17 protein-coding genes and 5 pseudogenes are annotated in these 26423 nt (G+C 58.6%); 3 read left to right on the top strand and 19 right to left on the bottom strand.

The window, feature by feature from the left end; translation table 11 throughout:
• Positions 1 to 33: 33 nt before the first annotated feature.
• The 3 genes from FMA36_RS18640 to FMA36_RS18630 all read right to left on the bottom strand — a co-directional run bounded on the left by FMA36_RS18640 (position 34) and on the right by FMA36_RS18630 (position 2094).
• Entirely contained in the window at positions 34 to 741 is a 708-nt protein-coding gene (locus FMA36_RS18640) for a VIT1/CCC1 transporter family protein (RefSeq protein WP_159264459.1), read from the bottom strand.
• The gene (locus FMA36_RS18635; protein WP_240906629.1) at positions 731 to 1300 is read right to left on the bottom strand and encodes a cytochrome b; all 570 of its coding nucleotides are present in this window, start codon (positions 1298 to 1300) and stop codon (positions 731 to 733) included. The genes FMA36_RS18640 and FMA36_RS18635 overlap by 11 nt, the downstream gene beginning before the upstream one ends.
• Positions 1301 to 1611: 311 nt before the next feature.
• Positions 1612 to 2094 (bottom strand): hypothetical protein, encoded by a 483-nt coding sequence (locus FMA36_RS18630; protein ID WP_129551082.1) that lies wholly within the window; start codon positions 2092 to 2094, stop codon positions 1612 to 1614.
• 558 nt (positions 2095 to 2652) lie between these two features.
• Between FMA36_RS18630 and FMA36_RS18625 the strand changes: the two are divergent.
• Positions 2653 to 4193 (top strand): annotated as a pseudogene (locus tag FMA36_RS18625) (carbohydrate porin).
• A gap of 79 nt (positions 4194 to 4272) precedes the next feature.
• Here FMA36_RS18625 and FMA36_RS18620 read toward each other — a convergent pair.
• The 7 genes from FMA36_RS18620 to FMA36_RS18590 form a co-directional block, all read right to left on the bottom strand.
• Positions 4273 to 5520 carry a carbohydrate porin gene (locus FMA36_RS18620; protein ID WP_240906628.1) on the bottom strand — a complete coding sequence of 416 codons (1248 nt, stop codon included), beginning with the start codon at positions 5518 to 5520 and terminating at the stop codon, positions 4273 to 4275.
• Between the two features lie 303 nt (positions 5521 to 5823).
• Positions 5824 to 7425: a B12-binding domain-containing radical SAM protein gene (locus tag FMA36_RS18615; protein ID WP_206065360.1), complete on the bottom strand. Its 1602-nt coding sequence runs from the start codon at positions 7423 to 7425 to the stop codon at positions 5824 to 5826.
• A gap of 626 nt (positions 7426 to 8051) precedes the next feature.
• Positions 8052 to 8750, bottom strand: coding sequence for an arsenical resistance protein ArsH (gene arsH, locus FMA36_RS18610; RefSeq protein WP_159264412.1), 699 nt, complete (start codon positions 8748 to 8750; stop codon positions 8052 to 8054).
• 25 nt (positions 8751 to 8775) lie between these two features.
• A complete protein-coding gene (locus tag FMA36_RS18605; protein ID WP_159264410.1) occupies positions 8776 to 10071 on the bottom strand; it encodes an arsenic transporter in 1296 nt (431 codons plus the stop codon).
• Positions 10071 to 10493 (bottom strand): arsenate reductase (glutaredoxin), encoded by a 423-nt coding sequence (gene arsC / locus FMA36_RS18600; RefSeq protein WP_010516670.1) that lies wholly within the window; start codon positions 10491 to 10493, stop codon positions 10071 to 10073. Before arsC ends, FMA36_RS18605 begins: the two co-directional genes overlap by 1 nt.
• Entirely contained in the window at positions 10490 to 10843 is a 354-nt protein-coding gene (locus FMA36_RS18595) for an ArsR/SmtB family transcription factor (protein ID WP_010516672.1), read from the bottom strand. The genes arsC and FMA36_RS18595 overlap by 4 nt, the downstream gene beginning before the upstream one ends.
• 289 nt (positions 10844 to 11132) lie before the next feature.
• Positions 11133 to 12584, bottom strand: coding sequence for a multicopper oxidase family protein (locus tag FMA36_RS18590; protein WP_159264408.1), 1452 nt, complete (start codon positions 12582 to 12584; stop codon positions 11133 to 11135).
• Between the two features lie 368 nt (positions 12585 to 12952).
• Here FMA36_RS18590 and FMA36_RS18585 point away from each other — a divergent pair, with 368 nt between their 5' ends.
• A complete protein-coding gene (locus tag FMA36_RS18585; RefSeq protein WP_083819146.1) occupies positions 12953 to 13255 on the top strand; it encodes an ATP-binding cassette domain-containing protein in 303 nt (100 codons plus the stop codon).
• A gap of 79 nt (positions 13256 to 13334) precedes the next feature.
• Positions 13335 to 14330 carry an IS481 family transposase gene (locus FMA36_RS18580; protein ID WP_029329762.1) on the top strand — a complete coding sequence of 332 codons (996 nt, stop codon included), beginning with the start codon at positions 13335 to 13337 and terminating at the stop codon, positions 14328 to 14330.
• A 148-nt stretch (positions 14331 to 14478) separates the two neighbouring features.
• Here FMA36_RS18580 and FMA36_RS18575 read toward each other — a convergent pair.
• From FMA36_RS18575 to FMA36_RS19825, 9 genes and pseudogenes are all read right to left on the bottom strand, one after another.
• Positions 14479 to 15369, bottom strand: a pseudogene (locus tag FMA36_RS18575) (IS701 family transposase); the annotation flags it as partial.
• Positions 15370 to 15473: 104 nt separating this feature from the next.
• Positions 15474 to 15796: pseudogene (locus FMA36_RS18570) on the bottom strand (IS701 family transposase); the annotation flags it as partial.
• A gap of 45 nt (positions 15797 to 15841) precedes the next feature.
• Positions 15842 to 18198, bottom strand: a pseudogene (locus tag FMA36_RS18565) (TonB-dependent receptor).
• A gap of 159 nt (positions 18199 to 18357) precedes the next feature.
• Positions 18358 to 19306 (bottom strand): IS630 family transposase gene (locus tag FMA36_RS18560; RefSeq protein WP_240906627.1). Its coding sequence is split into 2 segments (ribosomal slippage): positions 18358 to 18967 and positions 18966 to 19306, totalling 951 coding nucleotides; the frame shifts between segments, so codons are not numbered across the junction.
• Positions 19307 to 19457: 151 nt separating this feature from the next.
• On the bottom strand, positions 19458 to 19925 hold the full coding sequence (locus FMA36_RS18555; protein ID WP_010516903.1) for a hypothetical protein: 468 nt from the start codon (positions 19923 to 19925) through the stop codon (positions 19458 to 19460).
• Positions 19926 to 20361: 436 nt separating this feature from the next.
• Positions 20362 to 20820 (bottom strand): nitrate reductase associated protein, encoded by a 459-nt coding sequence (locus FMA36_RS18550; protein WP_026019823.1) that lies wholly within the window; start codon positions 20818 to 20820, stop codon positions 20362 to 20364.
• A 21-nt stretch (positions 20821 to 20841) separates the two neighbouring features.
• The gene (locus tag FMA36_RS18545; protein WP_019092084.1) at positions 20842 to 21837 is read right to left on the bottom strand and encodes an ABC transporter substrate-binding protein; all 996 of its coding nucleotides are present in this window, start codon (positions 21835 to 21837) and stop codon (positions 20842 to 20844) included.
• A complete protein-coding gene (locus FMA36_RS18540) occupies positions 21834 to 22445 on the bottom strand; it encodes an ANTAR domain-containing response regulator (RefSeq protein ID WP_010515344.1) in 612 nt (203 codons plus the stop codon). The genes FMA36_RS18545 and FMA36_RS18540 overlap by 4 nt, the downstream gene beginning before the upstream one ends.
• Positions 22445 to 26421: pseudogene (locus FMA36_RS19825) on the bottom strand (molybdopterin-dependent oxidoreductase). The gene FMA36_RS18540 and the pseudogene FMA36_RS19825 overlap by 1 nt, the downstream one beginning before the upstream one ends.
• Positions 26422 to 26423 lie beyond the last annotated feature (2 nt).

The following is a 26423-nucleotide window of genomic DNA, read 5'->3' as shown; positions in this document are numbered from 1 at the left end:
CAATTCATTTAATATATGGCAATATTCAATACGTCATGTCTGTACTCCGAATATCCGGCCGATGGCAGCCGTCATGGCCATCGCTACGATGCCCCAGAATATGACCCGCATTGCCGGACGCCATGGTGATGCTCCACCTGCCCGCGCGCCCACTACTCCCAGCACTGCCAGGCCAATCAGGGATACGGCGGATACACTCCACGACACCACGCCGACTGGTGACAGCAGGGCCGCCAGCACGGGCAGTATGGCTCCGGAGGAGAACGCGCCCGCCGATGCCAAAGCTGCCTGTACCGGACGTGCCGCAGTGGCCTCGGAAATACCAAGTTCATCACGGGCATGGGCGCCCAGCGCATCATGTTTCATGAGCTGGAGGGCAACCTTGCGGGCCAGGATATCATCCAGTCCGCGCTGACGGTATATGCCAGCCAGTTCGCTCACTTCGGCGTCCCAGCTACTACCAAGCTCCTTTTTTTCGCGGGCGAGATCAGCCTTCTCTGAATCCGCCTGCGAACTGACGGACACATATTCCCCTGCGGCCATGGACATGGCCCCGGCAACCAGACTGGAAATGCCTGCCAGCAGGATGCTTCCCTGTGTCGCGTGGGCGCTGGCAACGCCAATGATCAGGCTGGATGTTGACAGAATGCCATCATTAGCCCCCAGGACAGCGGCCCGCAGCCAGCCCAGTCGGGATGTTGCGTGGATCTCCTTGGGGCGTGGCGGTGTTCTACTTTCCATATTCATCGGATATATCCCCTGTACCTAGCATTCTCTGAAAAACATCGTCCCTGAGAATAAAGTAATGAAAACACGCGGCCAGTGCATGGCCCGTGGCAAGCACAATGATCAGCCAGCCGTTCCACTGGTGCAGCCAGTGCAGCAGGCTGATGGTCGATGCTGAAAATTTGCCGAAAGGCGGCATGAACTGAATAGACAGGAAGCTCATGGCCTGTCCGTTGCCCCACCGCCACATATATCCGAGGAAGATTTCCAGAAAGACCAGTCCATACAGGCTATATTCCACGCTACGCGCCAGCACGGCATCAAGCCAGCGATCAGCGGCGCGGATATGCCGCCCCCAACCCAGTCGCCACAGCAGGCGGGCGGGAAACAGAACGCTCAGTACCATGCCAGCCGTCAGGTGGGTGACCACCAGTTGATGATGTAGCGGGTTCTGGAACAGCCCCCATAAATTCGCGGTTGCGAACTGCAGCACGATAATGGCCGCGCAACCCCAGTGGAAAATGATCGTCGGTACGTCATAACGCGCGGGGGAAAGGCTGGATCTGTTGTTCATCCGGACGATCATATCGTTCAAACATGACGCGAACCTGAACGGACAGGCGACAAATGCCGCTGCAGGCCGGGATCCATCTACATGGTTATGTTGGTGGCAATGCCAAGGACACTGTTCCTACGTGGAGCGGTCCATATCTCCACAGCAGGCAAAGGGGTTGTTCGATCATGTCACGGCGACCAGTGGGGTCGACAATCTATCGCTGCTATACCTGTGAGGAGCATGCGGTCCGTAACCTGGCAGAAGATGCGCACGCTACGGCGCGGCGCAGCAAACCGGATTACAAATGGCGGACCGATCGCGTCTGCGCATCACGGAATGGCTGGTTTTCCCTGTGCGATCCGGTTTGCCAGATCACTCCATAGGCGCGCTGTTGCGAGATTGATGTCCGCCTTTACTGAAAAAGGGGACTGGGTGCGTGAGAAAGGAGAAAGGGACATCCGTTCGCCGATAACGAAATGTCCCTGCGAAAACAGCATGACGGACAGCGATCCCTGCTGTCCCTGTCCCGTAGGGCGCATAACGGAAATGCGCATATGCGGCGGTGGGGTGGCGATGGCGTGGAAAGCGTGTAGTTCGGCGTCTCCCGACGGGCAGGCGATGCTCCCCAGCACCGCATCACGCAGGACGGAATGGGGATATCCGCCGTACATGCCGTCGACATGCAGGCGGATACCCTGTTCCACTGTCTCGCAAATACCATCTGTTTCTGTATCTGTTTCGGCGTGGGCTACACAGCCAGATATGCTGATCATCATCAGGATCGCCAATCCGTAATGCACTATCAATCTCATAATATGTGTCCGGCCTCCCGCCATCCGACCCTGTCCATGCCAGCATGTCGATGCTTTCTGTTCCTGTAACACGCAAACATGACGTGAACCTGAACAGGGGAAATCAGGTTACGGGGGATCGACTTGTGGCAGAAGACCAGCCACTACGAGGAGTGTAGGGCAGCCGATACTTTTAGGGAACAGTCTGCTATTCAGTATTCCCAGGCAGGGAGACGACCATGTTGTGCAGGTAACCGACGTGCGACGTCTGAACTGCTTCTCATAAAAGCTTCAGCGGAGATAAATTATTTTCCGCTATGTGTTTTCGTCTATGGAAAAAATAAGAACAGCCTTCAGGCGGATTTTTCACGAGAGAGTAAAGTAAAATTACAGGTACGAAATAATATTATAATCCTTTTTTATTCGTATTGAGTATTTAACAAAAATATCATGTTGTGGAAAGAAGGCCGGGTGTATGATACTGGTCTGGATTACGACGTTTTTTTGCGATCATATGAGAATCATTTGCGACCGTGCGAACTGACATCACGCAGGATTCCGGCAGTTTCCATTACCGGATTGTTCCGGCACGTATGTGAGGGAATTTTCGTCTGGAGTGTCGGCAGTTTCATCTCCGTCGCGGGTCATGCCCAGACCGCCATTGCGGATGGGCAGGCCCGTCTGGGCCGCTCCGCTCCTCTCCTGGCCCAGAGCGACCCGGCGACCACGCGTGATTCCTGGCAAACGGGCGCAATCGCGACCAGCCAGAGCCAGGATATGCCGTCTGCCGGTGGGAGCCTGCTGGGGGATATGGGGGGCTGCGTCCATGGCTGGCCCGTTACGGCATGACGTTGAGCATTCAGGATGTCAACGAGCTATGGGGCAACGCTACGGGCGGGATCGCCAGTACCAACGGCGATGGCAGGGGATCGGGCACGGGCCCTTCCTATATCGGCATTACCATGCCGACCCTGATGGCGGACCTGGAAAAGATGATCGGGCTCAAAGGCGGGACGTTCAACATCAGTGCCCTGCAGATCCGGGGACGGTCCATCACCCAGGACCATCTGGCCGATTTCAATCCCATTAGCGGATTTGAGGCGGATCGCTCCACCCGTCTGTTTGAACTTTGGTACCAGCAGTCCTTTCTCAGGGGCGCGCTGGACATCAAGATCGGCCAGCAGGATCTCGATACGGAATTCCTGATCAGCGATTACGCGTCTCTGTACCTCAATGCCAATTTCGGATGGCCAATGGGACCATCGGTCAATCTTTATGCTGGCGGTCCTTCATGGCCCCTTGCTGCCCCTGCAATCCGGTTGCGCTACCGACCCGGCGAAAAATATACAGTCATGTTCGCAGCGGCAGATGACAATCCGTCGGGCAATCAGGATAGCAGTGTCTTTGGCGTGACCGGAAACCCGGCGGACCCTACCAGTCAGACAACAAGGGATGGTAGTGGTACGCAGTTCAATATGGGAACCGGCGCGCTACTGATCACCGAAATTCAGTATGCCTTCAATCCCCAATCCGGCGACAGCGCACATGCGGTTAGTCATCCGGGCTTATCGGGCGTTTATAAGCTTGGGGGATATTATGATACCGCCCGTTTCCCGGATTATCGGTATAATACGCAGGGCCAGTCGCTTGATGCCTATGGTGGCACGCCGCGGCAGGTCCGGGGAAACTGGCTGGTTTACGGGATAATCGACCAGTTGATCTGGCGTCCGTCGCCTGCTGCATCGCGTGCACTGGGCCTGTTTGTCCGGGCGACGGGGAATAGCGGTGATCGCAATATCATAAGCTTTGCCATTGATGCTGGCCTGAACCTCAAGGCGCCCTTTTCAGGCAGGATGAATGATTCACTTGGTCTGGGCTGGGGTATCGGTCGCGCCACGTCGAGCGTGCGCGCATATGATCGCGCGCGCGGTGCCCTGGTTCAGGGAAACGAAAACCATTTTGAACTGACCTATCAGGCCCAGATCACGCCATGGATGGTCGTGCAGCCTGATTTCCAGTACGTGCTGAATCCTTCCGGCGGTATGGGCGACCCGTCCTGTCCGACGCGCCGCATTGGTAATGAAGCCGTATTCGGGTTGCATACCAATGTAAATTTCTAGCGGTAACTGGAATGGAAAGCCGGGGATAACCAGAGCAGGTCATGTTTTCCCAAAAAGCCCGGAAACAGGATTACAGGGGTCAGAATGTCACGTTACCGTGCAACCCGAAGATGGCTTCGTCATGCACACGCTGTCCCTTGCTATCGAGAACACCGCCACTTGGTGACACGATGCCCTGGATATCAGGCTGAAGCATGAACCACGGTGTGGCCTGGATCTGATAGGTCAGTTCCAGATGATACTCCGTGCCTTGCATAGGCAGGCCAGAGCGCCGGTCTGCCTGGGCAAGATAGGGACTGGCCGCTCCCAGACCTGCTCCAAGTCCCAGCACGTCGTCTGTACGCCCAAACGGTCCCTTCAGGGCGATCCCGCCATCAATGGCATAGACTATCTGGTTGCGATCGGTGTCCCCTGTCCAGTTGCCCCGGACAAAAGCGTCAAGCTCCGTTTTTCGCCCGAAATGCTGCAGCGTCTGATCCACGATGCCATAGATCGCCCAGTTGGTTTTGTGGCTTTTTCTGAAATCAGACTGGTCGGGAAAGCGTCCGGTGTCAAAGTAGCCACCAAGTTTGTATGAGCCCTGTCTTCCGAATATTTGTCTGCGGTAATGGACCTCTCCGAAGAAAAGTGCGCCTGTGTTGAAATTGAACCGTGTGCCACTCGGGTCGCGGTTCTGGTTCCATGGATCCTTCATGTTAATGAAAGGGGCTCCGATAGGGTTGTCATCAGCAGCCGCAAACAAAAAGTTCCATTGTCGGGAAAGGGTATAGCGTAACCGTATTGCTGGCGTGGTGACGGGTGAGACCGGTCCTTGGTCATACAGGTCATTATCGGCCAAGATGGGCCAGGAAAAAGAAGCATTCAGGAAGTTCAGCCCGACACTGCTGACCATGAAATCATGGCCGAGATCCAGCTTTCCGATCCGGAAGGCCAGCCGTTCCCCTATGAATTTCTGGCTGTACCACAGTTCGTACAGACGCGCGTTATCATCGGCTTCGATATTTGATGTCTGGTTGAAAACATACAGGGGAGCATTACTGAACGGCCGCCCCCGAATTTCCATGGCGCTGATGTCGAATGTTCCCAGTGGCAGGCCGGTCAGGGCGTGCAGGTCCGTCACCATTTCCACTGCCGTAGAGCCAATGTAGTTATTTGACGCCTGCGCACTCCCCACGGGGTTGGACCACAATTCATTGGTATCGGATATACGGATATCAATTCCCTGCGCCAGCAACCAGTCCCGTACGCCACCCCAGTTCCCCGATAGATGGGCATGCGGGTCAATATGATCAGGAATATTCTGTTGGGGAGTCACACCTGCGCTCAATACGCTGATGGGAACCGGCTGAGCATATGCAAAAGGGAAGGTCCCCAATAATATAATTATAGGCAACCATGAATCATAATGATTATACCAGACACAATTCATATTTCGAATATAACATTGTATAATAAAAACTTAAAAACAAATTACTTATTGAATAATTCTTTTCATTAATTCAATATACACTTTAATAAGTGTAATGGCCTCGTTATGTCGTAATTTATACGAAATATGCTTTAACAAGCAGTACGTACTAGAGACTTTATTGTACATAACGTACACTCCTTCATCCCCCCTTAACACAGTTTAGACGGGCACAAGTTCTGCTTCGACATGACGTACAACGGGCGGAGTCTGCCAGCGGCCCTGATCCACGTCCGCGATCTCGCGGTCGATCTCGGCAATGACCTGCCGCGAAAACGGGCCGAGATGCAGGTATAGCGCGCTGGTCATCACCACATAGGGCAGCGCTCTAGGGTTATGCAGGGCACAGTCCAGCATCATGCGCCAGAACTGTCCAGCCGTGCCCGGTCCTGCGCGGTGGATACGGAACATAAGCCGGACAAAGCTGCGCAGGTCGCCCTTTATTATCCGGTGCGCGCGCTTGCGCCCGAGCATCCGGCCAAGCCTGCGGACACGGCCGAAATAGGCAACCGGGTCATAGATCGCCGCCAGCACCGTCCTGTAATCGTTCAGCACGTCGCGACGCGGGCGCTTTGTCTCGAAATTCAGCCCGGCCGTACACTGGTCACCCGACTGCGTCTGTTCGCTGCCGGAAAAAAGACGGCCTTCCGCCAGCAGGCGGCGCGTCAGCTGCGTCGTGGGCAGGGCATAAAGCAGGCCGACCATGCAGACCGGGATCGACGTATCCTCGATACATTCGATCATGCGCGGCGCAACGCTGTCCTTTTCACTGTCGAAGCCCACGATGAAGCCCGCATTGACGAAAATCCCGGCCTTGTGGATTGTCTCGATGCTCTGCTGCAGGCTACGCCGTGTGTTCTGCTTTTTCTGCATCAGCACGAGGGAGTCCGTATCCGGGCTTTCGATACCGACGAATATGGCAAAGAAATTCGTATCCGACAGGCTGCGCAGCAGGTCGGGATCATCCGCGAGGTTGATGGAGGCCTCGGTCGAAAATTCGAAGGGAAATTTCTTCTCATCCTGCCAGCGTTTCAGGTCGGGCAGGAATTTCTTCAGCGCCTTCTTGTTGCCAATCAGGTTGTCATCAACAAAATCCACATGCCCGCGATAGCCAAGGGCGTACAGGGCATCGAGTTCGGCCATGACCTGTGCATTGGTCTTGGTACGCGGCACCCGGCCATACAGTTCGATAATATCACAGAATTCGCAACTGAACGGACACCCGCGCGAAAACTGGACGCCAACATGCAGGTACTGGTCCAGCTTCAGCAGGTCAAAGCGGGGCAGCGGGCTTTTGGTGACATCGGTCTTGCCCATCGGCGCTTCGAACACGCCCTGCCGGTCACCGCGCCGCCAGGCGGCGATGAAATCGACCATGATTTCCTCGGCTTCGCCCAGGACCTGAAAATTCGCATCACTGTAAAGTGCGGGGCTGGATGTGACATCGGGGCCGCCAACCACCACCGGTTTGTCACAGGCACGGCACATTTCGATAATGCGGAGGGCATCGTTACGCTGCGGCAGCATGCCGCCGGTCATCACGATATCGGCCCATGCGAAATCCGCATCATCCAGTTGTTCGGTATTGCGGTTGACCAGCCGGATTTCCCAGTTTTCGGGCAGCAGGGCCGCAACGGTAATCAGGCCGAGCGGTGCGGCGGGGTAGCGTGCACCGACCAGGTCACAGGCCTCCTTATAGTTCCAGAATGAATTGGCGTTGAAGCGCGGGAAGATCATCAGAACCTTGCAGGTGTCGGCCATCATGCAAGGTTCCATTGTTTCAAGGGCTGGCTATGATCAAAACAGCTGCCTTCCCACCCATTTCGAGAGGCGGTAGCTTCAGGCAGGATGCAACTCAACGGTAAGGGTGACATGGGGTGAACCCCTTTCGTAGTGGGATCGGTCAGGTGGGCTGGTACAATATCTGTGACCACCACTATTGCTTTTGTCCAGGTTATCTCGGACGACCGTGGCTAACGGCACGAGCAGACTATGATGCTCAGGCATGTCAAAGCAGTACAAGAAGATAGCTATATGCGAAATCGGGGCACGGTGTTTGTTTTCATATCCGTAGGGCGTTGACCACAGGAACCCTGACGGTTTCTTGTGGATTGCGACGAATTTTACTGTTTATGGAGATTCTCAATTGGAAATATTCCATAACGCCATGTTTGCGACAAAGTATTTCTTCTTGTTTTTACAAGAGCTTTGATAGAGCGACAAGATGGCCGCACGAAGATTGGGATTTATTAATCCAGATCACGGAATCAGGGATCCGGTAACCCTTAAGCGTTGCTGCTTTGGCGTCGGCTGAAGCGCACGGGCTCACTACCTCGCGGCATGACCGTCATCCGTAATCACCATATTGAACGGTTCTGTCCTCTCCCGGCTCACAGCTTTTCAGGCAGGCGGTGTGATGATCTGCGCTCGCTGTAGCGATCGACAAGGTAGTTGGCCCGGTCCCGCAGCAGCCAGGTGAACTTCATCAGTTCCTCCATGACGTCCACCATGCGGTCATAGAGGGGAGACGGTTTCATTCGGTCGTCGTCACCGAACTGGGTGTAGGCCATCGGCACGCTGGACTGGTTAGGGATGGTGAACATCCGCATCCATCGGCCCAGCACCCGCAGGGCGTTGACGGAATTGAAGCTCTGTGACCCGCCGGAGACCTGCATGACAGCCAGCGTGCGGCCCTGTGTGGGTCGGATCGAACCTTCCGTGAGGGGAAGCCAGTCGATCTGGTTCTTGAACACAGCGGTGATGGTGCCATGCTGTTCAGGGCTGCACCAGACCTGGCCTTCCCACCAGATCGAGAGTTCCCGCAGTTCCTGAACCTTTGGATGCGTGACGGGTACGGAATCCGCGACCGGCAGGCCAGTCGGGTCGAATACCCGTGTCTCGGCCCCCAGTACGTTCAGGATGCGTTCGGCCTCCAGCACCAGCAGGCGGCTGAAGGACCGAGGACGCAGCGAGCCATACAGCAGCAGGATGCGTGGCGGGTGGTCAACCCGTGGTTGCGGTTCCAATCGTGCGAGATCGACCTGTTCGAGATACTCCGGGTGCAGGGCGGGCATTTCCGGCTTGGACATCGTTCCGTCAGATCCTTCGGTCTTGTCAGGGATGGCTGGTCAGGGGCAGCCACAAGGCCAGTGCGGCAAGTGTGACCAGCAGGACGGGTGGCGTGATCACCAGACCCACCGTCATGTATTGCCCCCAAGTGATCCGATGGTTTTTGGATGCCAGCACATGCAGCCACAGCAGGGTGGCGAGACTGCCGATCGGCGTGAATTTCGGCCCGAGGTCACAGCCAATGACGTTGGCATAAACCATCAGGTCGCGGGTCAGAGGCGCGATGTCATGGGCCTGCTGGATCGCCAGCGCGCCGACCAGAACGCTGGGCATGTTGTTCATAACCGACGACAGGACCGCCGCCAGAAAGCCGGTGCCAAGCGTGGCGATGAACGGACCCTGATGGCCAAGCCAGACCAGTGCCGCCGCAAGGTGATCGGTCAGTCCGGCATTACGCAGCCCGTAGACCACCAGATACATCCCCAGCGAGAAGAACACGATCTGCCACGGCGCGCCCCGCAGCACGCGGCTGACGGGAATGACCTTTCCATATCCGGCGACTGCCAGCAGGATAATGGCAGCCAGGCAAGCCACGATACAGACCGGAATATGAAATGGCGCGGTCAGGAAATAAGCCGCCAGCACCAGGGCCAGCAGCGGAAAAGCCGCGCGGAACACATGCCGGTCACGAATGACAATGGCGGGTGCTGGCAGTTCGGTGACGGGATAGGTCTGGGGCACCTGCCGCCGGTAGTAGAGCCACAGCACGGCAAGTGTCGCGCCAAGGGCGGCCAGATCGACGGGGACCATGATCGCGGCGTAGCGGTCAAAGGGAATGCCAAAGAAATTGGCGCTGACGATGTTCACCAGATTGGAAATCACCAGCGGCAGGCTGGTGGTATCCGCGACAAAGCCGGTCGCGATTATGAAGGCCAGCGCCGCGCCATGGTTCAGGCGGAGTTGTGTGAGGATGGCAATGACGATGGGCGTGAGCAGCAGGGCTGCGCCGTCATTGGCGAAAACCGCGGCTATGGCCGCTCCCAGCAGCACGATCAGGGGAAACAACGTCCGGCCTCGCCCTTTGCCCCAGCGCACGACATGCAGGGCCGCCCAGTGGAAGAACCCGGCCTCATCCAGAAGCAGCGAGATGATGATCAGCGCGACAAAGGTGAAGGTGGCGTCCCAGACGATGTGCCAGACGACAGGGATATCGTGCCAGTGGATCACACCCGTCGCCAGCGCTACGGCGGCACCGGTCATAGCGCTCCAGCCGATACCGAGACCCCGAGGCTGCCAGATGACGAAGACCAGCGTTGCAATAAAAATGGCTAGGGCCAGCATCAGACAATCCGCTTTCCGGGCACATCCACGATTGTCTCACCGTCCTCCTTGGCAAGTGCGCCGCGCCGCGGAGTGGGAAGAATATCGAATACCCTCTCGGATGGACGGCAAAGCGCAATACCTAGCGGGGTAACCACGATGGGTCGGTTGATCAGGATCGGATGCGCGATCATGGCGTCGATCAGCGCGTCATCCGTCAGGGCCGGATTATCAAGACCGAGTTCATCATAGGGCGTGTCCTTGCGCCGCAGCAGATCGCGGACCGGCCCCCCCATATGGGCGATCAGCTCGACCAGTTCCGCGCGGTTAGGTGGCGTTTTCAGATACTCGATGATGCGGGGTTCCGCATGGCTGTTGCGGATCAGTGCGAGCACATTGCGCGACGTGCCGCAAGCCGGGTTATGGTAAATTGTGGTGGTCATGGGCAAGGTTCCCCAGACGGACAGCAGGAACCCAGATTCGCGACCAGAGGCGCGCAGAGTTCAGGGCTGCCTGCACAGCAATCCCTGACGAGAAAGAGCATCAGGTCCTGTAGCCGGTCCAGACTGGCACGATAGACAATCAGGCGGCTCTGGCGTTGTGAGGTCAGCAGCCCGGCACGGGTCAGGATCGCGAGGTGAGTCGAGATCGTGTTCTGCGGGACATCGAGGCAGCGTGCGACATCTCCAGCGGGCAGGCCATCCGGTTCATGGCGAACCAGCAGGCGGAAGATATCCAGCCGCGTGGACTGTGACAGGGCGCTGAGCGCGGCCAAGGCTGATTCCGTATCCATATATCCTTGATCGTGGATATATAAAATAATGTCAATCCTTGCCGTGGCACGCGGTTTCGCGCGTTCACACCAAAGCCATGAGGGCCTGTATTCCTCATCCTGCTTGTGGCGGTGGCAACCGGACTGATCGCGGGCGTGACGGTCGCACCTGCCCTCGTGGTGCCGCCTGCACCGGTCGGTCCGGTAGCGTCCGGTTAACCAGCGGCGCCCTATCCGGCAGCACCGGCCTATTCGCCACCCTATTGAATGAGCCGTTGATCGCGGGCATCGGAGGTCGTGTCAGTTACCATCATGCATAATCGAAAAGCGTCATGAACCCGAAATCCATGTGGAGTTGCTGGTGGCAGTGAAAGAGAGTCGGTCCTGGGTTGTCGGCAACAAAATCGCATTCGAGTTCCTGGAAGCTGCCCAGCATCACAACGTCCTTGATCACGCCCCGGGTTGCCCTGCTGCCAATCCCGGTCAGTTCGAAGCTGTGGCGATGCAGGTGAAGCGGATGGATGTCATCGCTGGCATTGCGGACCCTCAACCGATAGCGTCGTCCCTGCCGCAGGATATGGTGCGGCTGCCTTGTCTGCATCGAGAAGGCTTTTCCATTGAGGGTCCACTGGTTGAAGCCGTTCAGGGCCGCGTTGTGCTTGACGATCGTCATCCCGATCGTCTCATCAGGTGTGATGGAGGGGAGGGAACGGCCAAAGCGCGCATAATCCCAGCGCGCGGGCCGGGGTGCGATCCACCATGGCCTGCCCGTCAGCCCGGCATACGCGACGACAACGCCCATCCCGCGCCGGCGATCATCATCTGCCAGGTCTCCCATTACCCAGACACCCGGGTGATCCATCCGCACCATGGCTGAGATACGTTCCGCCGTGCCTAGCCACAGCACTGGAACCTCGGCCTGCGTGGGGACCGGATTGCCATCAAGGGCCATGACCCTGAAGGTGTGGCCCGGCAATGCAAGGCTACGGATTTCACCGGCGCTGCCGTTCAGGATGTGAAACAGTACATGCTCGCCCTGTTTCACTCGGATGGGTTCGCCATGGCCCAGCATCTTTCCGTTGATCGCGAATGACCTGTAGCCGACCTCCAACCCCTTCGTCTTTTGCGTGGCGGTCGCGTCGGCGGCCTTTCCCATCTGCTGGAGGTCGTCAACCGGTTCACCCGCAAGCGCATCCCCCGCCATGTCGCCCCCACGACTGAAGAATGGCTCGAATTCCTTCAGAACAAGGAATATCTCGCGGTCATAGGCACCGGGATTATCCTTTGGTTCGATATAGAGTGGCCCGACCTGCCCGGTATAGGTGCCACGATTGAGATCGCCCCCGGCCATGACATGTGTATGGTAGAAGCGAAAACCCGATGGTCGTGGCAGGAAGCTGATCCGCCGCATGCCATGCGGTGGTATGAACGGCGTGCCTTCCTCCGCCGCCCCATCCACCACGCTCGGGATCATCTGGCCATGCCAGTGTACCAGTTCCGGCGTGTCGGTATCATTGAAGATATCGACCATACTGCGCCGGCCTTCCTCAAACCGCAGTAGGGGGCCGGGAAACTGGTCATTATAGAGCGTGGTTGAAATTATGCGGTCAGGGGCAAGTTCAACCCGTCCCGTGGCGATCCGCAGCGTATGGTCTGCTTTTTCACCCATGACGGGGCTGCTGCGTTGGGCCCCATGCGGGATCATGGCCGTCAGTGTCGTTGACCCGGCCAGCGTCAGAAAGGAACGGCGATCGAGCATCATGATACTGTCCAGTCATGAGGAAACAGGTAGGTTTCCGAACGCCCGCAGCCATTGGCCGGTTCCGCGGAAAAGACAATACCCGCGCCGTGTGGTGCGTCGCCCCGTTTCCATGACGTGGCTGAAGGGACGGGCTGACACGCGTTCATCCGGGGCAAGCAGTCACGCTGGCTAAGCCTGTCCATAACCGGGCATGGATCGCTGCCAGATCACGCATTTCATTGCAACGGTGGTACCACGCCCAGGATCGCCGGGAGATACCATATTTCCATATATCGAAAAACGAAGATATATGGAAAATTATGGATCTGACTGGTGAAGTGACCGATGTTTTCACGCGAACGGGCAGGACCGACCGTTCAGGAGGACGAATGATTGCCGCGACATATGCTGCCGGGACATTGGCTCTCGAGGTGCAGGGATTGTGCTGCGCCTATGGTGGCCCGTTCACATTCTCCGTCTTGACGGGTCAGTGCGTGGCGATCACCGGCCCATCGGGCAGCGGGAAAACAGTGATGCTCCGCATGATCGCGGATCTTGACCCGCATGAAGGCGAGGTACGTATTAATGGACAGCCCTGCTTAGACATGCCAGCGGAGCGGTGGCGGCGTCTGGTGCAATATGTCCCGGCGGAACCTGCATGGTGGTCCGATATCGTTCTTGTCAGGTTGTGAAACGTCATTGGGATGATGTAGGGTGGGCAATACCGCGTTACTCTTCATGGTTTTCTTCCGTTTGCAGGGAGACTGAATGATGCTTCAGATCCATCCACAGGCACGCACGACACCGGCCGTCCGGGCTGACATAGCCCGCTCATCGGAATCGACATCCGTGCTCGCCAGACGCTACGGGATCAGCGCGGAAACTGTCCGCAAGTGGCGCAGGCGTGGTTCAGACGCCTGCCAGGACCGCAGCAGCCGTCCCCGGAAACTGGCCTGGAAAGCCTCGGAGGAAGAGCGCGCCATTGTCTGTCACCTTCGGCGTTCTACCGGTTTTGGCCTGGATGACCTGACCTTTGTCGTGCGGCATTTCCTGCCACATCTGAACCGGGACAACATCTGGCGTATTCTGAAAGATGCCGGATTGAACAGGCTGCCTCCTGCTCCAAAGACCAGACCAGTTCGGGGACAGGGAACATTCCGGGATTACGATCCCGGTTATGTCCATATTGATGTGAAACATCTGCCCAAATTGCAGACGGCAGATGGAGAACGGCGGAAACGTTTTCTATATGTCGCCATTGATAGATGCTCCCGTTCGGTACATCTGGCCGTCTATGACGCGGAAAATGCCGATAATTCCGTCGATTTCCTCAAAGCTGTCAAAACCGCCTTTCCTTTCCGGATCACCCATATTCTGACCGATCGTGGTTCCTGTTTTACGGCGGATGCCTTCGAAAAAGCCTGTCATGACATGGGAATCGACCGACGCCGGACCAAAGCTTACTCCCCTCAGACCAATGGAATGGTCGAACGCTTCAATGGCCGTGTCGCCACAGAGGTGTTGCCGGTCTGTGTCTCAAGCCATAAGGATCTGGAAATTCTGCTCAGAGGCTTCTGTTTCGCTTACAATCATCGCCGGCAGCGTGTTCTGGGCGGCATAACTCCCACCCAATGCATCACGTCGTGGCTTGAAAAACATCCCGCGTTCCGTAATCCTGATCACATCAAACCGGCTGATCGTGACATCATGAAACAGGTCGATGAAATCCTTGATTACGCCAATGACGTTTCACAACCTGACAGCTAGCACTACAGTTGTGTTTTGATGTGAGAAGCATAGGCTTTTGCCTGATGTATTCGTCTGAATCGTGACCAGTGCAGGATATGGTTGAGGGAGATCTGGCGCTGGGTCAGCCTGACGATAAGACGCCGGATTTCCTGAATGGACCACCGGATCAGACCTGGTGCGGGTTCGCTGGTTTTTTTTTGGGAGACCTGTCGTTTGCCTGTGCCCTGACCCCGGCCATCAGGGCATAGGCCAACATGACAAGGGATACGTGACGATGCCAGCCGTGCCAGGAGCGGGTTTCATTGTGATCGAGGCCGAATTCGTTTTTGGCCGTTCTGAACCCCTCTTCAATCCGCCATCGCGTGCCTTCGACCTGAACCAGCTTTTCAGGCGTCGTTCCTGAGGGGCACCAGACAGTGAAGTATGCAAGGTCCCCGTCGGCTGGGTTCCGGCGCACAAGGAGACCCCGGATCCAGGTTCTGTTGTCGGCCGGGGTATAGTCTGCCCCCTCGAGTTCGGCGAGCGGACACCACAGCCAGTCATACTGACGATCGCCTTTCGTCCCGTGTCCGGCTGACAGGGAGACCCAGTCTTCTTCTGGAGCGTCCCGGGCGATATCACGGGCTTCTCCCGCAACCGGTCTCTCTCCCAAGCCCCAGGAGTTGAACCAGTGACTGCCTGCCACCCCCAGAACATACCCTTTTGCGGCATGACGCAGGCTCATTTCGATTTCCCCTACGCCATAGACACTGTCAGCAGCGACCCATTCGAAGGGAAGGCCGGCCTGCAGGCCGCGTTCGATCATCTGTCGGGCCAGAGAAGGTTTGGTTGCAAACGTTACGTCCGCAGGAACAGAGGCCGCAGACAGCCGTACCGGATCTGATGTCCAGGCTTTGGGAAGATACAGGGCGCGATCCACGAAAGCATGACCCCGTGAAGAAACATAGGCTGCAAACACACCAACCTGACAGTTCGTGATCTTGCCAGCCGAACCCGTGTACTGGCGCCCTACACCACAGGACGCCTTGCCTTTCTTGAGAAAACCGGTCTCATCGATGGAGGGTTCTAAAAACCCCTATTTTGATTTTTCCTGTAGTAGCGATATCAATGGGTTACGATTTTTATACAGGCGGAGAAGAGGGTTTTTAGAACTCTCCCGATCACAAGAACCGCGTCTTCATCATCCAGGGTACTCTGAACATGATCGCGGACAATGTCGCGCAGACCGTCAGCGTCCCACTGCGTCCGGCCCAGCAAAGCCTGCTGACGCCAGGGGCCTTCGTCGCCTGCGGCTTCCGCACGTTGCCAGCCCGTCTTGCGCGGCAGATTGCCCAGGAGCGTTTCCAGATAATGCTCCGCTGAGACCGCAACCCGATCCTGACCAAACAGGGGCGTATTTTTTCCTTGACCGCCCGTAATCCCTCAACCGTCAGCGACAGCGTCTCCTCAACAGACGCGCCACCTGTCATCCTGTTCCGTTCCATACCAACACACGGAATCATATCTCACATCAAAACACAACTGTAGTGCTAGAAGCTGGCCTTTAAAGACGCCACATAGCTACGCATGGGGAATGGGTGATATTCGTAATACCGGGCGTTGTTGATATTATCGATGCCGGCATCAAAGGTCACAGGACCTTTCATACGCCAGTGCGCATGGATATCCACGACAAGAAACTTGTCAAAAGCACCAAATACGTGACCGACATGATCCGTATTATCGAGGGTGGAGTACATCCTGCCCTGATAGCGAAGGGCTGCTGATAGGTCGAGGCGTGGCGTGGCGTGCCAGGTCGCCTGGAATGTGTCCCGCCAGGCCGGGACATAGGGCACATGTTTTCCAGCCGCCGTAGTGCCTGTAGCACTTTGAAAACCTGGGTCAGCAAGTACGCGGGAGTCCACATAGGTCACGCTATTGGTTAGATCGAGGCCCCGGAACAACGCATTTTTCCGTTCTGCCACAAACTCCACTCCGCGGTTACGTACCTCGCCCACGTTCTGGACTGCCGTTGTATAAATGTTATTGATCAGCGTGCTTTGCGAAATAAGGGCGTTATGGGTGTTTTCCTGAAATAGCGACAGACGTAGGCTGCCATTGTGCGTGCGACGTTCAATCATCGCCTCACCAGAGAAAACCTGTTCGGGGCGGAGATTGGCATTGGGAACCGCATAGGTCCCCCGGTTGCGACAATCTGGTAAAGTTCCGCCACGGTCGGATAGCGCCATGCCTCCCCGAATGACAGCTTGACCTCCCATCGGGGATTGATCTGCCAGTCGAGCGTTGCCTTGGGCGAAAAATTGGTCGAATGTTCCGACGGCTGGCTGGCCGCCATCTTTCCCGCCAGATTAAACCCGTCAGAGGCCCGCCAGAACTCAAGCCTTCCACCAGCCGTCAGGGTAAGACCCGGCGCGAACTTCCAGACTTCCTGTGCCCACAGGGCGTAGGTCGTTGTCCGTCCCCGCCCGTTGGCATAGAGCGTGCCATTGCCAGTGGGCGCTGAAGACGCCCAATTATCGGTGTTGTAGGTCGGGTTCCGCAGGTCATACTGGTCACGATGCGCACCGAAACTGAGCTCATGCGCCCCGCCTGGACCAGTGGGCCGCCAGATGCCCTTGATATCCGCGTTCGTCCAGCCTGAACCGCTCATGTTGGCAATGTAGCCATCGCGGGTAAAATTCGTGCCACCCAGCACGCCTGCCGGATTGCGCTGGCTATCCTGCAGATAATCATAATCAGTAAAAATGGCCTCGGCGTCCCAATGCCCTTTCGTACTGGTCTTGAGCGCTATGGTGTTCATCAGATGCTGTTCATTATAGGTGTAGGTATCATTGGCAAAGCCGGACACACCGCCAAATGTCGTAGCCCCAGATGCGGTTGACAGATAGGACTGCGCATGCGCCCGGGTCTGGCTGTCCCAGAATCCGATCATGTAGTTGAAATGTAGCCAGTCCATAAAATCATAGCGTATCCGCAGCGTCAGGTTGTCCATCGTGCTATGTTGGAGGCCGCCAGCGCCCATGACGTTGGCGACAGATCCTGTTTTGCTCAGGGACGGAATACCACCTGCGGTACCGGCAGGCATCGACGTGTTTGTGACGTAAAAAAGCGGCTCACTGAGGCTTTCCTCCCGGTTGGCGCTAAACAGCCATGAAAAATGTCCCGATCGATCGCCGATTGTGACTGCGCTGTTTGACGATCCATAATTGCCCTTGGTTCTATAACCGCCATAAGTCTGCACACTTCCGGTCTGCTTGAGCGTCGCCGTAAAGCGATCCGGCATGCGGGTTGTAATCAGCACGACACCCCCCATCGAATTGCCGGGGTACGCGGCGGCAAAGGGACCGTAGAGCATGTCGACCCGCTCAATCTGCTCGGGAGTGACCATGCCCCAGCGGGGAGCACCATTTGTGTTGTTGTTGGAGATGAGGGCAGAAATCGACGCGTCATCGACATAAACCAGGCTGCGCGCGCTGGAGTTCACACCCCATGTCCGTGTCTCCAGCGTGGCCTGTGTATCGCCGTTATTGCGTTTACGGACAACGAGGCTGGGCATGTATTTGAGCGCATCCTCGGTATCCACGATGTTGGTCGTGGCCTCGATCTGCTGCCGGTCGATGCCTGCTGTCGTCTGCGGTAGGGCAAATCGACGAATATCTGGTGCACTCCGATGCCCCACGACTGCAACATGCTCCGTTGGGCTGCCCGAGGAACTGAGGGATACATGACCATCGGAAGGGGGTATGGCCTTGCGAGGAAGATTCTCCTGCTCCTTCGACAGGGCGGGCGTCGTTATTCCCGCGGCGACAAATAAGCAAATGGCGAGCGCCGCATAATGCGCGTCAGCACTGCGCACGACGCGTGCACGTACCGTATGACCTGACATGACGTCTGTCCTGAACTGGGCTGCAATAGCCAGCAGGCATTCATCGTCCGACTCTTTGCGGCTCTCATGTTCGTCACGCGCAGGAACCGCAATAGCCCTGCGTGGGAGAACAAAAAATTGGCAAAGAAACAGAAAACCGCCCGCTAGAGCATAATCCGATCAGTCTGGTTCATATCCAGCGGCGGTGAAGCACGCTGCGGCCTGGCGATGAGAGATATCGTCAATTGCTCCACAGACGGTATTTTGAAGAGCGTCGAGGGTTCGCGGTGCCACCCGTCTGATCCACGCCTTCATTTTGGCGAAGATGTTTTCGATCGGGTTGAAATCAGGACTGTAGGGCGGCAGGAACAACAACCTGGCGCCGACTGCCTCCACAGCCTCGCGGGCAGCGGCTCCTTTATGGGCGGGCAGATTGTCCAGAATGACGACGTCTCCCGGCGACAGGGTTGGAACGAGCACCTTGCGGGTATAGGCGGCAAACCATTCGCCGGTCATTGGGCCGTCCAGCATCATCGGTGCTGTCATGCCGGAGAGGCGCAGCCCGCCGATGAACGTCGTGGTTTTCCAGTGCCCGTGGGGCACGGACATCCGACAGCGCGTGCCCCGTTGTGACCGCCCCCGCAGGCGGGCCATCTTCGTTGAGACGGCTGTTTCGTCGATGAAGATCAGACGGGCCGGATCAAGGTCAGGCTGACTGTCAAACCAGGCCTCGCGCCGCTGTGCGACGTCGGGCCGTGTCTGCTCGCTGGCGTGCGCCGTTTTTTTTGATGGTCATGTCGTGACGGTCGAGACAGCGCCAGATCGTACTCGGCGCAAAGCGGACACCGTGTTCCGCTGCAAGTGTCTCCGCCAGTTCGACAAGGGAAATATCGGCCTTTGTTTCAATCGCGGCCAGCAGGAAGGCTGACCACGCTTCAATCCGGTGAGAACGGCGATCACCGCCCTGTTTAAGCGCATGGTCACGACCGCTGGCCTGCCACTCGGCAACCCAGCGGATAACGCTCGACGAAGACACACCAAAACGAACCGCCGCCGCACGACGGGTCATGCCAGAGGCAACAGCCGCAATCGTGCGGCGGCGAAGGTCAGCAGACAGGGCTCGGGTCATACGGGCCGGCCTCCATACCGGCACATAGTATGAATCAGATTTCGACCAGTATGGGAATCTTAAAATGAACCTATTAGATCAGATTATGCTCTAGCGCACCGGCCATGCCAATGAACCGAAATGGCGTCCGGTTACGGCATGGCGCTGGAATTCAGTCGATATCGGGCGGTCCCCGCAACGGCGGCAGAAGACGAATGGCATATACAGGTGGAGCGCGTGGCTGCTGCGGACGGCGTCGCATGGATATCCACGCCATGGCCACAAACGGCAGGAATGGGAGATCCCCATGAAGCATGACGGGGATATGCAGCAGCGGACACAACGGACACGAAGCATCGTGATGATGAGATGATGTGTGACAGGCCTGTGCATGATGCACATGCAGCATATGGGCCATGGCGACAGGCGTGGCAGGGCTGTCGGCGGTCCTACACGATCGTGCCTCGACCGGGGCAGCAATGTCTATCCCGGTTAGTCGCTGGATGGTGAGGCGAGGCGTCTCATCAGGCAGCGTCTGGCTCTGGATGAACAGCTGTCCAAGGAAGCCGAGGAAAACGATGGCGACAACAAGCCAGCGACCCATCCGGGGTCGTGCCGCAGGAGCGATGCCATCCGTCATAGGTGAGGGGCAGATTCCTCTTATTTCAACACGCTAACTGGAACAGCATCTGGGGCATTGATTGTCAACTGCATTCGCATCCGGAGACTGCGTATACCTGACATTACCGGACAGAAAAGCACAGCAGGTAATGGCCTGAGAACCCCGCAGTCGGCCTTGTCGTAATGAGATATTAGGAGGAACCATAAGGAACATCACTTCAAATTTCCACGCCAAAGAACGTCCCATAAGAAATATTATGCCAACAAGTTGGATAGTTTTAACCTCATCTTGCTGTCGGTCACGTATCCTAGTAGACCAGATTCTTGTTATGATCCTACACTGTAAAAATATAAGGCGACATACATCAAATAAAAAATAGGTAAACGTCTTATATTGCGTGATGGGAACTGCGTAAATCAGAAACTCATAAAATAAATATTTCAAGTTAATTGCTTCAATTATACATCTCACCGAGAAATTCCCGCAGAGCCGGTTCAAAATTCTGATTTTCGTGCCCAGGCCTGGTAAGCTTAAGGAGCGCGAAGCGCTGTAGGACCGACAGATGTCCCCACTGTTCGGGCGTGGGTGCCCTCAACCCACTGGATTGCGCTTTCAGCGTGATCGCATCGGGCACGCCAACAGCCAGTTGCCAGACTTCCATCCGGGCCGGTGGAAGCAGTTTTGGCTCTTCTCCCGCCCGGGTCCTGATCAGGTGCAGGAGGAACGACCGGTATGCCGCCCGTTCCGGCGGCATGGTGGCGGGGCGGTCCACCAGTGCCTGCCTGTCGTGCTGCGTAAAACGGCTCCACTGGCGCAGGCTCAGTTTTACACCGCACAGATCCAGCTTCATGCGCACGATCATGGGAACGCAGCGTAATGACAGGGTAAAATCCATTTCGAAATTGAACAGCATGGTTTCCCTCCCCCGCACGGTTCACAGTGATCGCGCGCAGGCAGGGGCAGGATCGGCGGGCACGGGACCGATCCAGCGCATGAGCATCTGGTGTTCGGCATTGTCCACCCACCCCAGCGCCGTCATATCGCTTATGATCCAGTCAAGGTCGGACGGCAGCAGGCTGCCCCCGGCAAAGGTCACGCATTCGCGTGCGTCCCCACCGGGCAGGATGGCCTCCGTCGCCGCCAGCGGCAATGTCAGCCCGCCATCCGCAACGGGGGCCGCCAGTGCGCGTGCGATGTCCGCGCGGCGACCCGGCTGCTGGCAGAACGCAATCGCGTCCCGCAGGGCATGCGACATGCGGCGACCCGTCGCATCGCACGACAGGAGTTTCCCCGATGCGACAATGATCTTTTCAACATGGTCGGGCAGGACGGTGGCGGATCCGCCCACGCGAAAGGCAAGTCCGCGTTGTTCTGCCTCCGTGCCCCATGGCGGACCGACACAGCCGCCATCAATCGCGTTTTCCGCCAGCGCATGGATCATGTCGGTCGGGGGCATGACAGAGAGGTCGATTTCATCCTCCATGCTGACATCGATCATCTTCAGGAAACGCCGGAGGATGAGGAGATGGGTGGAATACATATGCACGACGGCGATACGCGGCTTTCTCCCGATGCTCATGGCCCACAGGTCAAACGCCTGCCGCCCCGGGGAGCCGGCATTCCATGTGCCTTCCACCGGGTTGGCGCCACGCAGCATGATCGTGTTGCCACTCCGACTGATCCGGCCTAGCGGGCGTAGCCCCGTGTCATGCCCGCGCCGCCCGAGCGCGGTCATCATGGCCAGCGGCGCGAAAATGACGGCCGCATCCAGCCGGTTCCATGCCAGACCATCGGCGATGTTGGCCCAGGATGGGGAGACGACGATCTCGGTTTCCAGTCCATGTCGGGCAAAAATGCCCTGGTGCCGCCCCATGATGACTGGTGCGCTGTCAGCCAGCTTCAGCACGCCGATCCGTAACGGTGTGTTCATGATGCCTCATCCTTTTTCTGCGATGCCAGATACTCCCCGGCGACGGCTGCGATGCGACGCGATGTCTGCATGGCCCGGCGCTGGAACCACCGATAGGCCTGCGCTTCGCTGGTTTTTTCATTTTTCATGAAACATCTCTTGGCCTGTTCGATAATCCTACGCTCGGCAAGCACACGCTGCGCTTCGGTCAGTTCATCGCGTGTGCGGCGAAAGCGGGCATACAGCGCGATGGCGGCACGCAGCAGCGGCTTTACATCACGGGGTAGTGCCTCAAGCACGTTGTAGGAACATATGCCCGTATCAAAGGCCGTTTCCATCAGTTCCACATCGTCCTCATCCACAAACAGGGCGACCGGTCGTTCCTGTGCCGAACAGGACAGGGCGCGAATACTGTCCAGCGCGTCACGGTCGGCCCTGTTCATGTCAACCAGCACGACATCGGGCCGACAGGCCCGCACGGCATCGACCAGCGCCGTGCCGGGGGGAACGGTCAGGACATCCAGCGACGCATCGGCGTGCAACGTCTCCGACAGGGCATGGCCCCTGCGGGGGTTTTCGTCCGCGACCAGCACCCTCAGGCGCGTGCCGGGCACCATGTCCTCACACATCAGTACACATCACGCAGATAGCGGCCTTCGCGTGTCAGGTTGCTTACGAATGCATCCGCATCGCCAGATGACAGGTCACCGTGACGGGCCACGATCCGGCGCAGTGCCGCATCGACATCCCGCGCCATGCGGGTCGCATCACCGCATACATAGATATAAGCTCCATCGCGCAGCCAGTCCCTCAATTCGCTGCCTGCGGCTTCCATCCGGTCCTGCACGTACACCCTCTCGGGCTGGTCACGTGAAAAGGCGGTATCAAGGCGCGTCAGCACCCCGTTTGACAGGTAGGCGTCCAGTTCATCATGATAGTAGAAGCCTTCCGCCGCGTGGCGTTCTCCGAAAAACAGCCAGTTCCGGCCCGAAGCCTGCCGTGCCGCGCGTTCCTGCAGGAACCCCCGGAATGGCGCAATGCCGGTACCGGGGCCGATCATGATCATGGCGGCGGCATCATCTGCCGGCAGCCGGAAATGCGTGGTGGGCTGGATGAAAACCGGCACGTCCGCCCCCGCTTCCAGCCCCGCCAGCCAGTTCGAGCATATGCCCGGCCATGGCGTAAGGCTGACCCCCATTGTCAATTCCACCACCCGCCCGGATGCCTGTGGCGAGGAGGCGATCGAGTAAAGCCGCGGCTGCATGCGCCGGAACAGGCTTGGTATGTCCTGCGCCGTGACCGACAGCACTGCATCGTTCAGCAGGTGGGGCAGGAAACCCGGCGCACAACCACCCAGTGCTTCCAGCATGGCCGGGTTGGGGCGGCTCAGGTCAAGGTGGCGCGTAAGGGCTTCGCGCAGCCCCACCGTTCCGCAGCCGCGCAGCACGACGGGCGTCTCTTCCGGCAGGCGCAGCGCGCGCAGGGCCGCCTGCACATGGACCGCCGGGTTGCTGGGCCATATGCCCAGCGCATCGCCGGGGAGCCAGTTCAGTTCCGTTCCACTCACATCCAGGCCGATGCGCCGCGTATCCCTGTCGCACCCTGCGGCGCACAGGCGCTCGTTGATGGACAGCCGGGCCATGACCGGGGCCTCCCGCGTGCCGGAAACCGGGGGCGATGGTGCTTCCACCGGCGCGGGCGGGGCAACCTGCCCACCGGTTGCGACCTGCGCAAGGGCCGTAAGCATGGTTGTCCGCCACGTCTCGACCGTATCCTCGAAATCCGGCTCGCAGTCCACGCGTTCCACGAATGGCGTTGCCCCCAGTTCCCGCAGGCGTCCGTCCAGCGCACGGCCGAAACCGCAGAAACTGGCATACGAGGAATCCCCCAGTGCCAGCACGGCAAATATCAGGCCGGGCATGGGGGCCTGGCGTTCACGCAGCATGTCCCAGAACGGAGCGGCGCAGTCTGGCGGGTCTCCGTCACCGAAGGTGGATACCACGAACAGCGCCGGCCCTGCGGCGGTGATGTTTACATCAAATGCATCAAGGCATTTTCCTTCCGCCGCGTGGCCGGCTTCGCGCAGCCAGCCAACGATCGTGGCTGCCAGTCCTTCCGCCCGCCCGGTCTGGGATGCCCACCATACGCTGATACCCGGCGTGGCGGCCGCAGGCGCCGGCATGGTCCCGCCGCCTTCACCCGGCTGCATGCGGCTGTACAAGCCTGCAAAAATACCGCTGATACGGGCGCGCGCCTGTGCCGGCAGAGGTGCCGATGCGGGCAGCACGGGTACCTCGCCCACGCCCGGCGGGGCCATTTCCAGCCCGTCAAGGAACCCGGACAGCCATGCCCGTCCCTCCTCGGGCAGGGTTGCGGCAACGGACTGGTCCGGTCGCTCCAGACCGAGATGGCTGGTAAGGGCGCGCAGCATCATGGCGGCCTCTCCTTTCCTGACTGGTTCCACATCATCGGCGGCCGGGCGTGCGGCCTGTTCCACCCGTTCCAGCGCCACCGCGCAGAGTTTGAAGCCGGGTTGCAGCGAAATCGGGTCAACTGCGTCCGGTGTGAGGGAATTGACCGTCAGATCCGGCCCGAAACGGTCATTCCAGTGGAACGGGGCAAAGCAGGTGCCGGGCCGTACCCGCGCGGAGATCTGGACCGGCAGGACGATCCGCCCCCGGCGTGACGTGATTTTTACGCGATCATCCTTTAACAGCCCAAGCGCATGGGCATCGGGCGGGGCAATTTCCACAAAGGGGCCGGGATTCAGGCGGTTCAGGCTGTCCACGCGCCCGGTCTTGGTCAGCGTATGCCACTGGTGCTGCAGCCTGCCACTGTTCAGCACGAAGGGGAATTCCTCATCCGGCCATTCGTCGGGCCGCATCCATGGACGGGCAAAAAAGACCCCCTTCCCGTCTGGCGTGGCGAAGACGGGGCCGGTCCCGTCAGGAGACAGGTAACGGATCGGATGCCGGTCCTGCATGTCGCCTGCGGGCGCGGGCCACTGCACCGGTCCGTTGCGCAGCCGCGCGTGGCTGACGCCCGCGATGTCATAGCCGGTTTTGGGGTTGCTGAACCGGCTGGCCTCGGCAAACACTTCGGCGGCGGATGTGAAGGCGAAATCCTTCCCATACCCCATGGCGCGCGCCACGCGGGCGATGATGTCCCAATCGGGCAGCGCCTCGCCCGGCGGTGGGACCGCCTTGCGCGCAAGGGTCATGGTACGGTCGGAATTGACCTGCACGCCGTCCCCTTCGGCCCACAGGGCGGCGGGCAGCACGATATCGGCAAAGCGCGTCGTCTCGCTATCCGCGAACGCATCCTGCACGATCACGCATTCCGCGGCTACCAGCGCCCGGACCACATGGCGGCGATTGGCAACGGTGGCGACGGGGTTGGTGCAGATGACCCAGCATGCCCGGATGTCACCGCGTTCCATCGCCTCGAACATGGCAATCACGCCATTGCCCCCGGTGTCGCGCAGGGTGCCGGGGGTAGCGCCCACTGTTCTTCGGTAAAGGCGCGGTCCGCCGCCACCAGTGCGCTGCGCTGCCCCGGCAGGCCCGGCCCCATATAGCCCATTTCACGCCCACCCATGGCGTTGGGCTGTCCGGTCAGTGAAAACGGCCCGCTGCCGGGGCGGCAGATGGCGCCGGTGGCAAGGTGGAGGTTGCACAGCGCGTTGGTGTTCCATGTCCCGGCAACGCTCTGGTTCAGGCCCATGGTCCACAGGCTCATCCACTCCCCGGCCTCCGCGATCCAGCGCGCGGCGGTCAGGATGTCCTCGACCGGCAGGCCGGTAATTTCGGCCACGGTCGGGGGGGCGTAGTCATCCAGAAAGGGTTCCATCGTCTCCCACCCTGTCGTGTTCCGGGCGATGAATTCCCTGTCGATCGCATCGTTCTGGACCAGAAGGTGCAGCAGGCCGTTGAGCAGCGCCAGATCCGTGCCGGGACGGATGGGTAGGTACAGGTCGGCCTTTTCCGCCGTGGCCGTCTGGCGTGGGTCAACCACGATCAGGCGCGCCCCTGCCCGCTTGCGGTCCATCAGCCGCAGGAATAGGATCGGGTGACAGTCGGCCATGTTGGCGCCAATGACGAAAAACAGGTCAGTGCAGTCGAAATCCTCATAACTGCCCGGCGGGGCGTCGGCGCCAAGCGACAGCTTGTAGCCGGTGCCTGCGGCGGCCATGCACAGGCGGGAATTGGATTCAATATGCTGGGTGCGGACAAACCCCTTGGCCAGCTTGTTGATCAGGTACTGTGCTTCCAGCGACATCTGCCCCGAAACGTAAAAGGCGATGGCGTCGGGTCCATGTTCATCAAGGATGGCGCGCAGACGTGCCGCCGTGGCGTCGATGGCCTGCTGCACGCCCGCAGGTGCGGCCTGTTCCCTGCGCCGGGGGCGGATGGCGGCATGGCGCAGGCGCTGGTCGGACAGGAGCGGCCGGTCGCACGAACTGCCCTTGGTACACAGGCGGCCGCCATTCGCGGGGTGCGCGCCATCGCCCCGCACTTTTGCAATACGGCCGTTCTCCACCTCCAGTATGACCCCACAGCCCACCCCGCAATAGGGGCAGACCGTGCGGATGTCCTCCCGCGCCATGG

It is taken from the genome of Komagataeibacter xylinus (assembly GCF_009834365.1).
GTDB classification, from domain to species: domain Bacteria; phylum Pseudomonadota; class Alphaproteobacteria; order Acetobacterales; family Acetobacteraceae; genus Komagataeibacter; species Komagataeibacter xylinus_D.
This window is presented reverse-complemented; position numbering and strand designations above follow the sequence as displayed.

Coding starts and splice junctions, on each gene's coding strand:
- FMA36_RS18540 (WP_010515344.1), bottom strand. CDS start 22,445: ATGTGTGAGGACATGGTGCCCGGCACGCGCCTGAGGGTGCTGGTCGCG.
- FMA36_RS18615 (WP_206065360.1), bottom strand. CDS start 7,425: ATGATGGCCGACACCTGCAAGGTTCTGATGATCTTCCCGCGCTTCAAC.
- FMA36_RS18640 (WP_159264459.1), bottom strand. CDS start 741: ATGGAAAGTAGAACACCGCCACGCCCCAAGGAGATCCACGCAACATCC.
- arsH (WP_159264412.1), bottom strand. CDS start 8,750: ATGTCCAAGCCGGAAATGCCCGCCCTGCACCCGGAGTATCTCGAACAG.
- FMA36_RS18545 (WP_019092084.1), bottom strand. CDS start 21,837: ATGAACACACCGTTACGGATCGGCGTGCTGAAGCTGGCTGACAGCGCA.
- FMA36_RS18630 (WP_129551082.1), bottom strand. CDS start 2,094: ATGAGATTGATAGTGCATTACGGATTGGCGATCCTGATGATGATCAGC.
- FMA36_RS18605 (WP_159264410.1), bottom strand. CDS start 10,071: ATGCTGGCCCTAGCCATTTTTATTGCAACGCTGGTCTTCGTCATCTGG.
- FMA36_RS18550 (WP_026019823.1), bottom strand. CDS start 20,820: ATGCTGTTCAATTTCGAAATGGATTTTACCCTGTCATTACGCTGCGTT.
- FMA36_RS18635 (WP_240906629.1), bottom strand. CDS start 1,300: ATGAACAACAGATCCAGCCTTTCCCCCGCGCGTTATGACGTACCGACG.
- arsC (WP_010516670.1), bottom strand. CDS start 10,493: ATGACCACCACAATTTACCATAACCCGGCTTGCGGCACGTCGCGCAAT.
- FMA36_RS18585 (WP_083819146.1), top strand. CDS start 12,953: ATGATTGCCGCGACATATGCTGCCGGGACATTGGCTCTCGAGGTGCAG.
- FMA36_RS18555 (WP_010516903.1), bottom strand. CDS start 19,925: ATGACGGATGGCATCGCTCCTGCGGCACGACCCCGGATGGGTCGCTGG.
- FMA36_RS18590 (WP_159264408.1), bottom strand. CDS start 12,584: ATGATGCTCGATCGCCGTTCCTTTCTGACGCTGGCCGGGTCAACGACA.
- FMA36_RS18580 (WP_029329762.1), top strand. CDS start 13,335: ATGCTTCAGATCCATCCACAGGCACGCACGACACCGGCCGTCCGGGCT.
- FMA36_RS18595 (WP_010516672.1), bottom strand. CDS start 10,843: ATGGATACGGAATCAGCCTTGGCCGCGCTCAGCGCCCTGTCACAGTCC.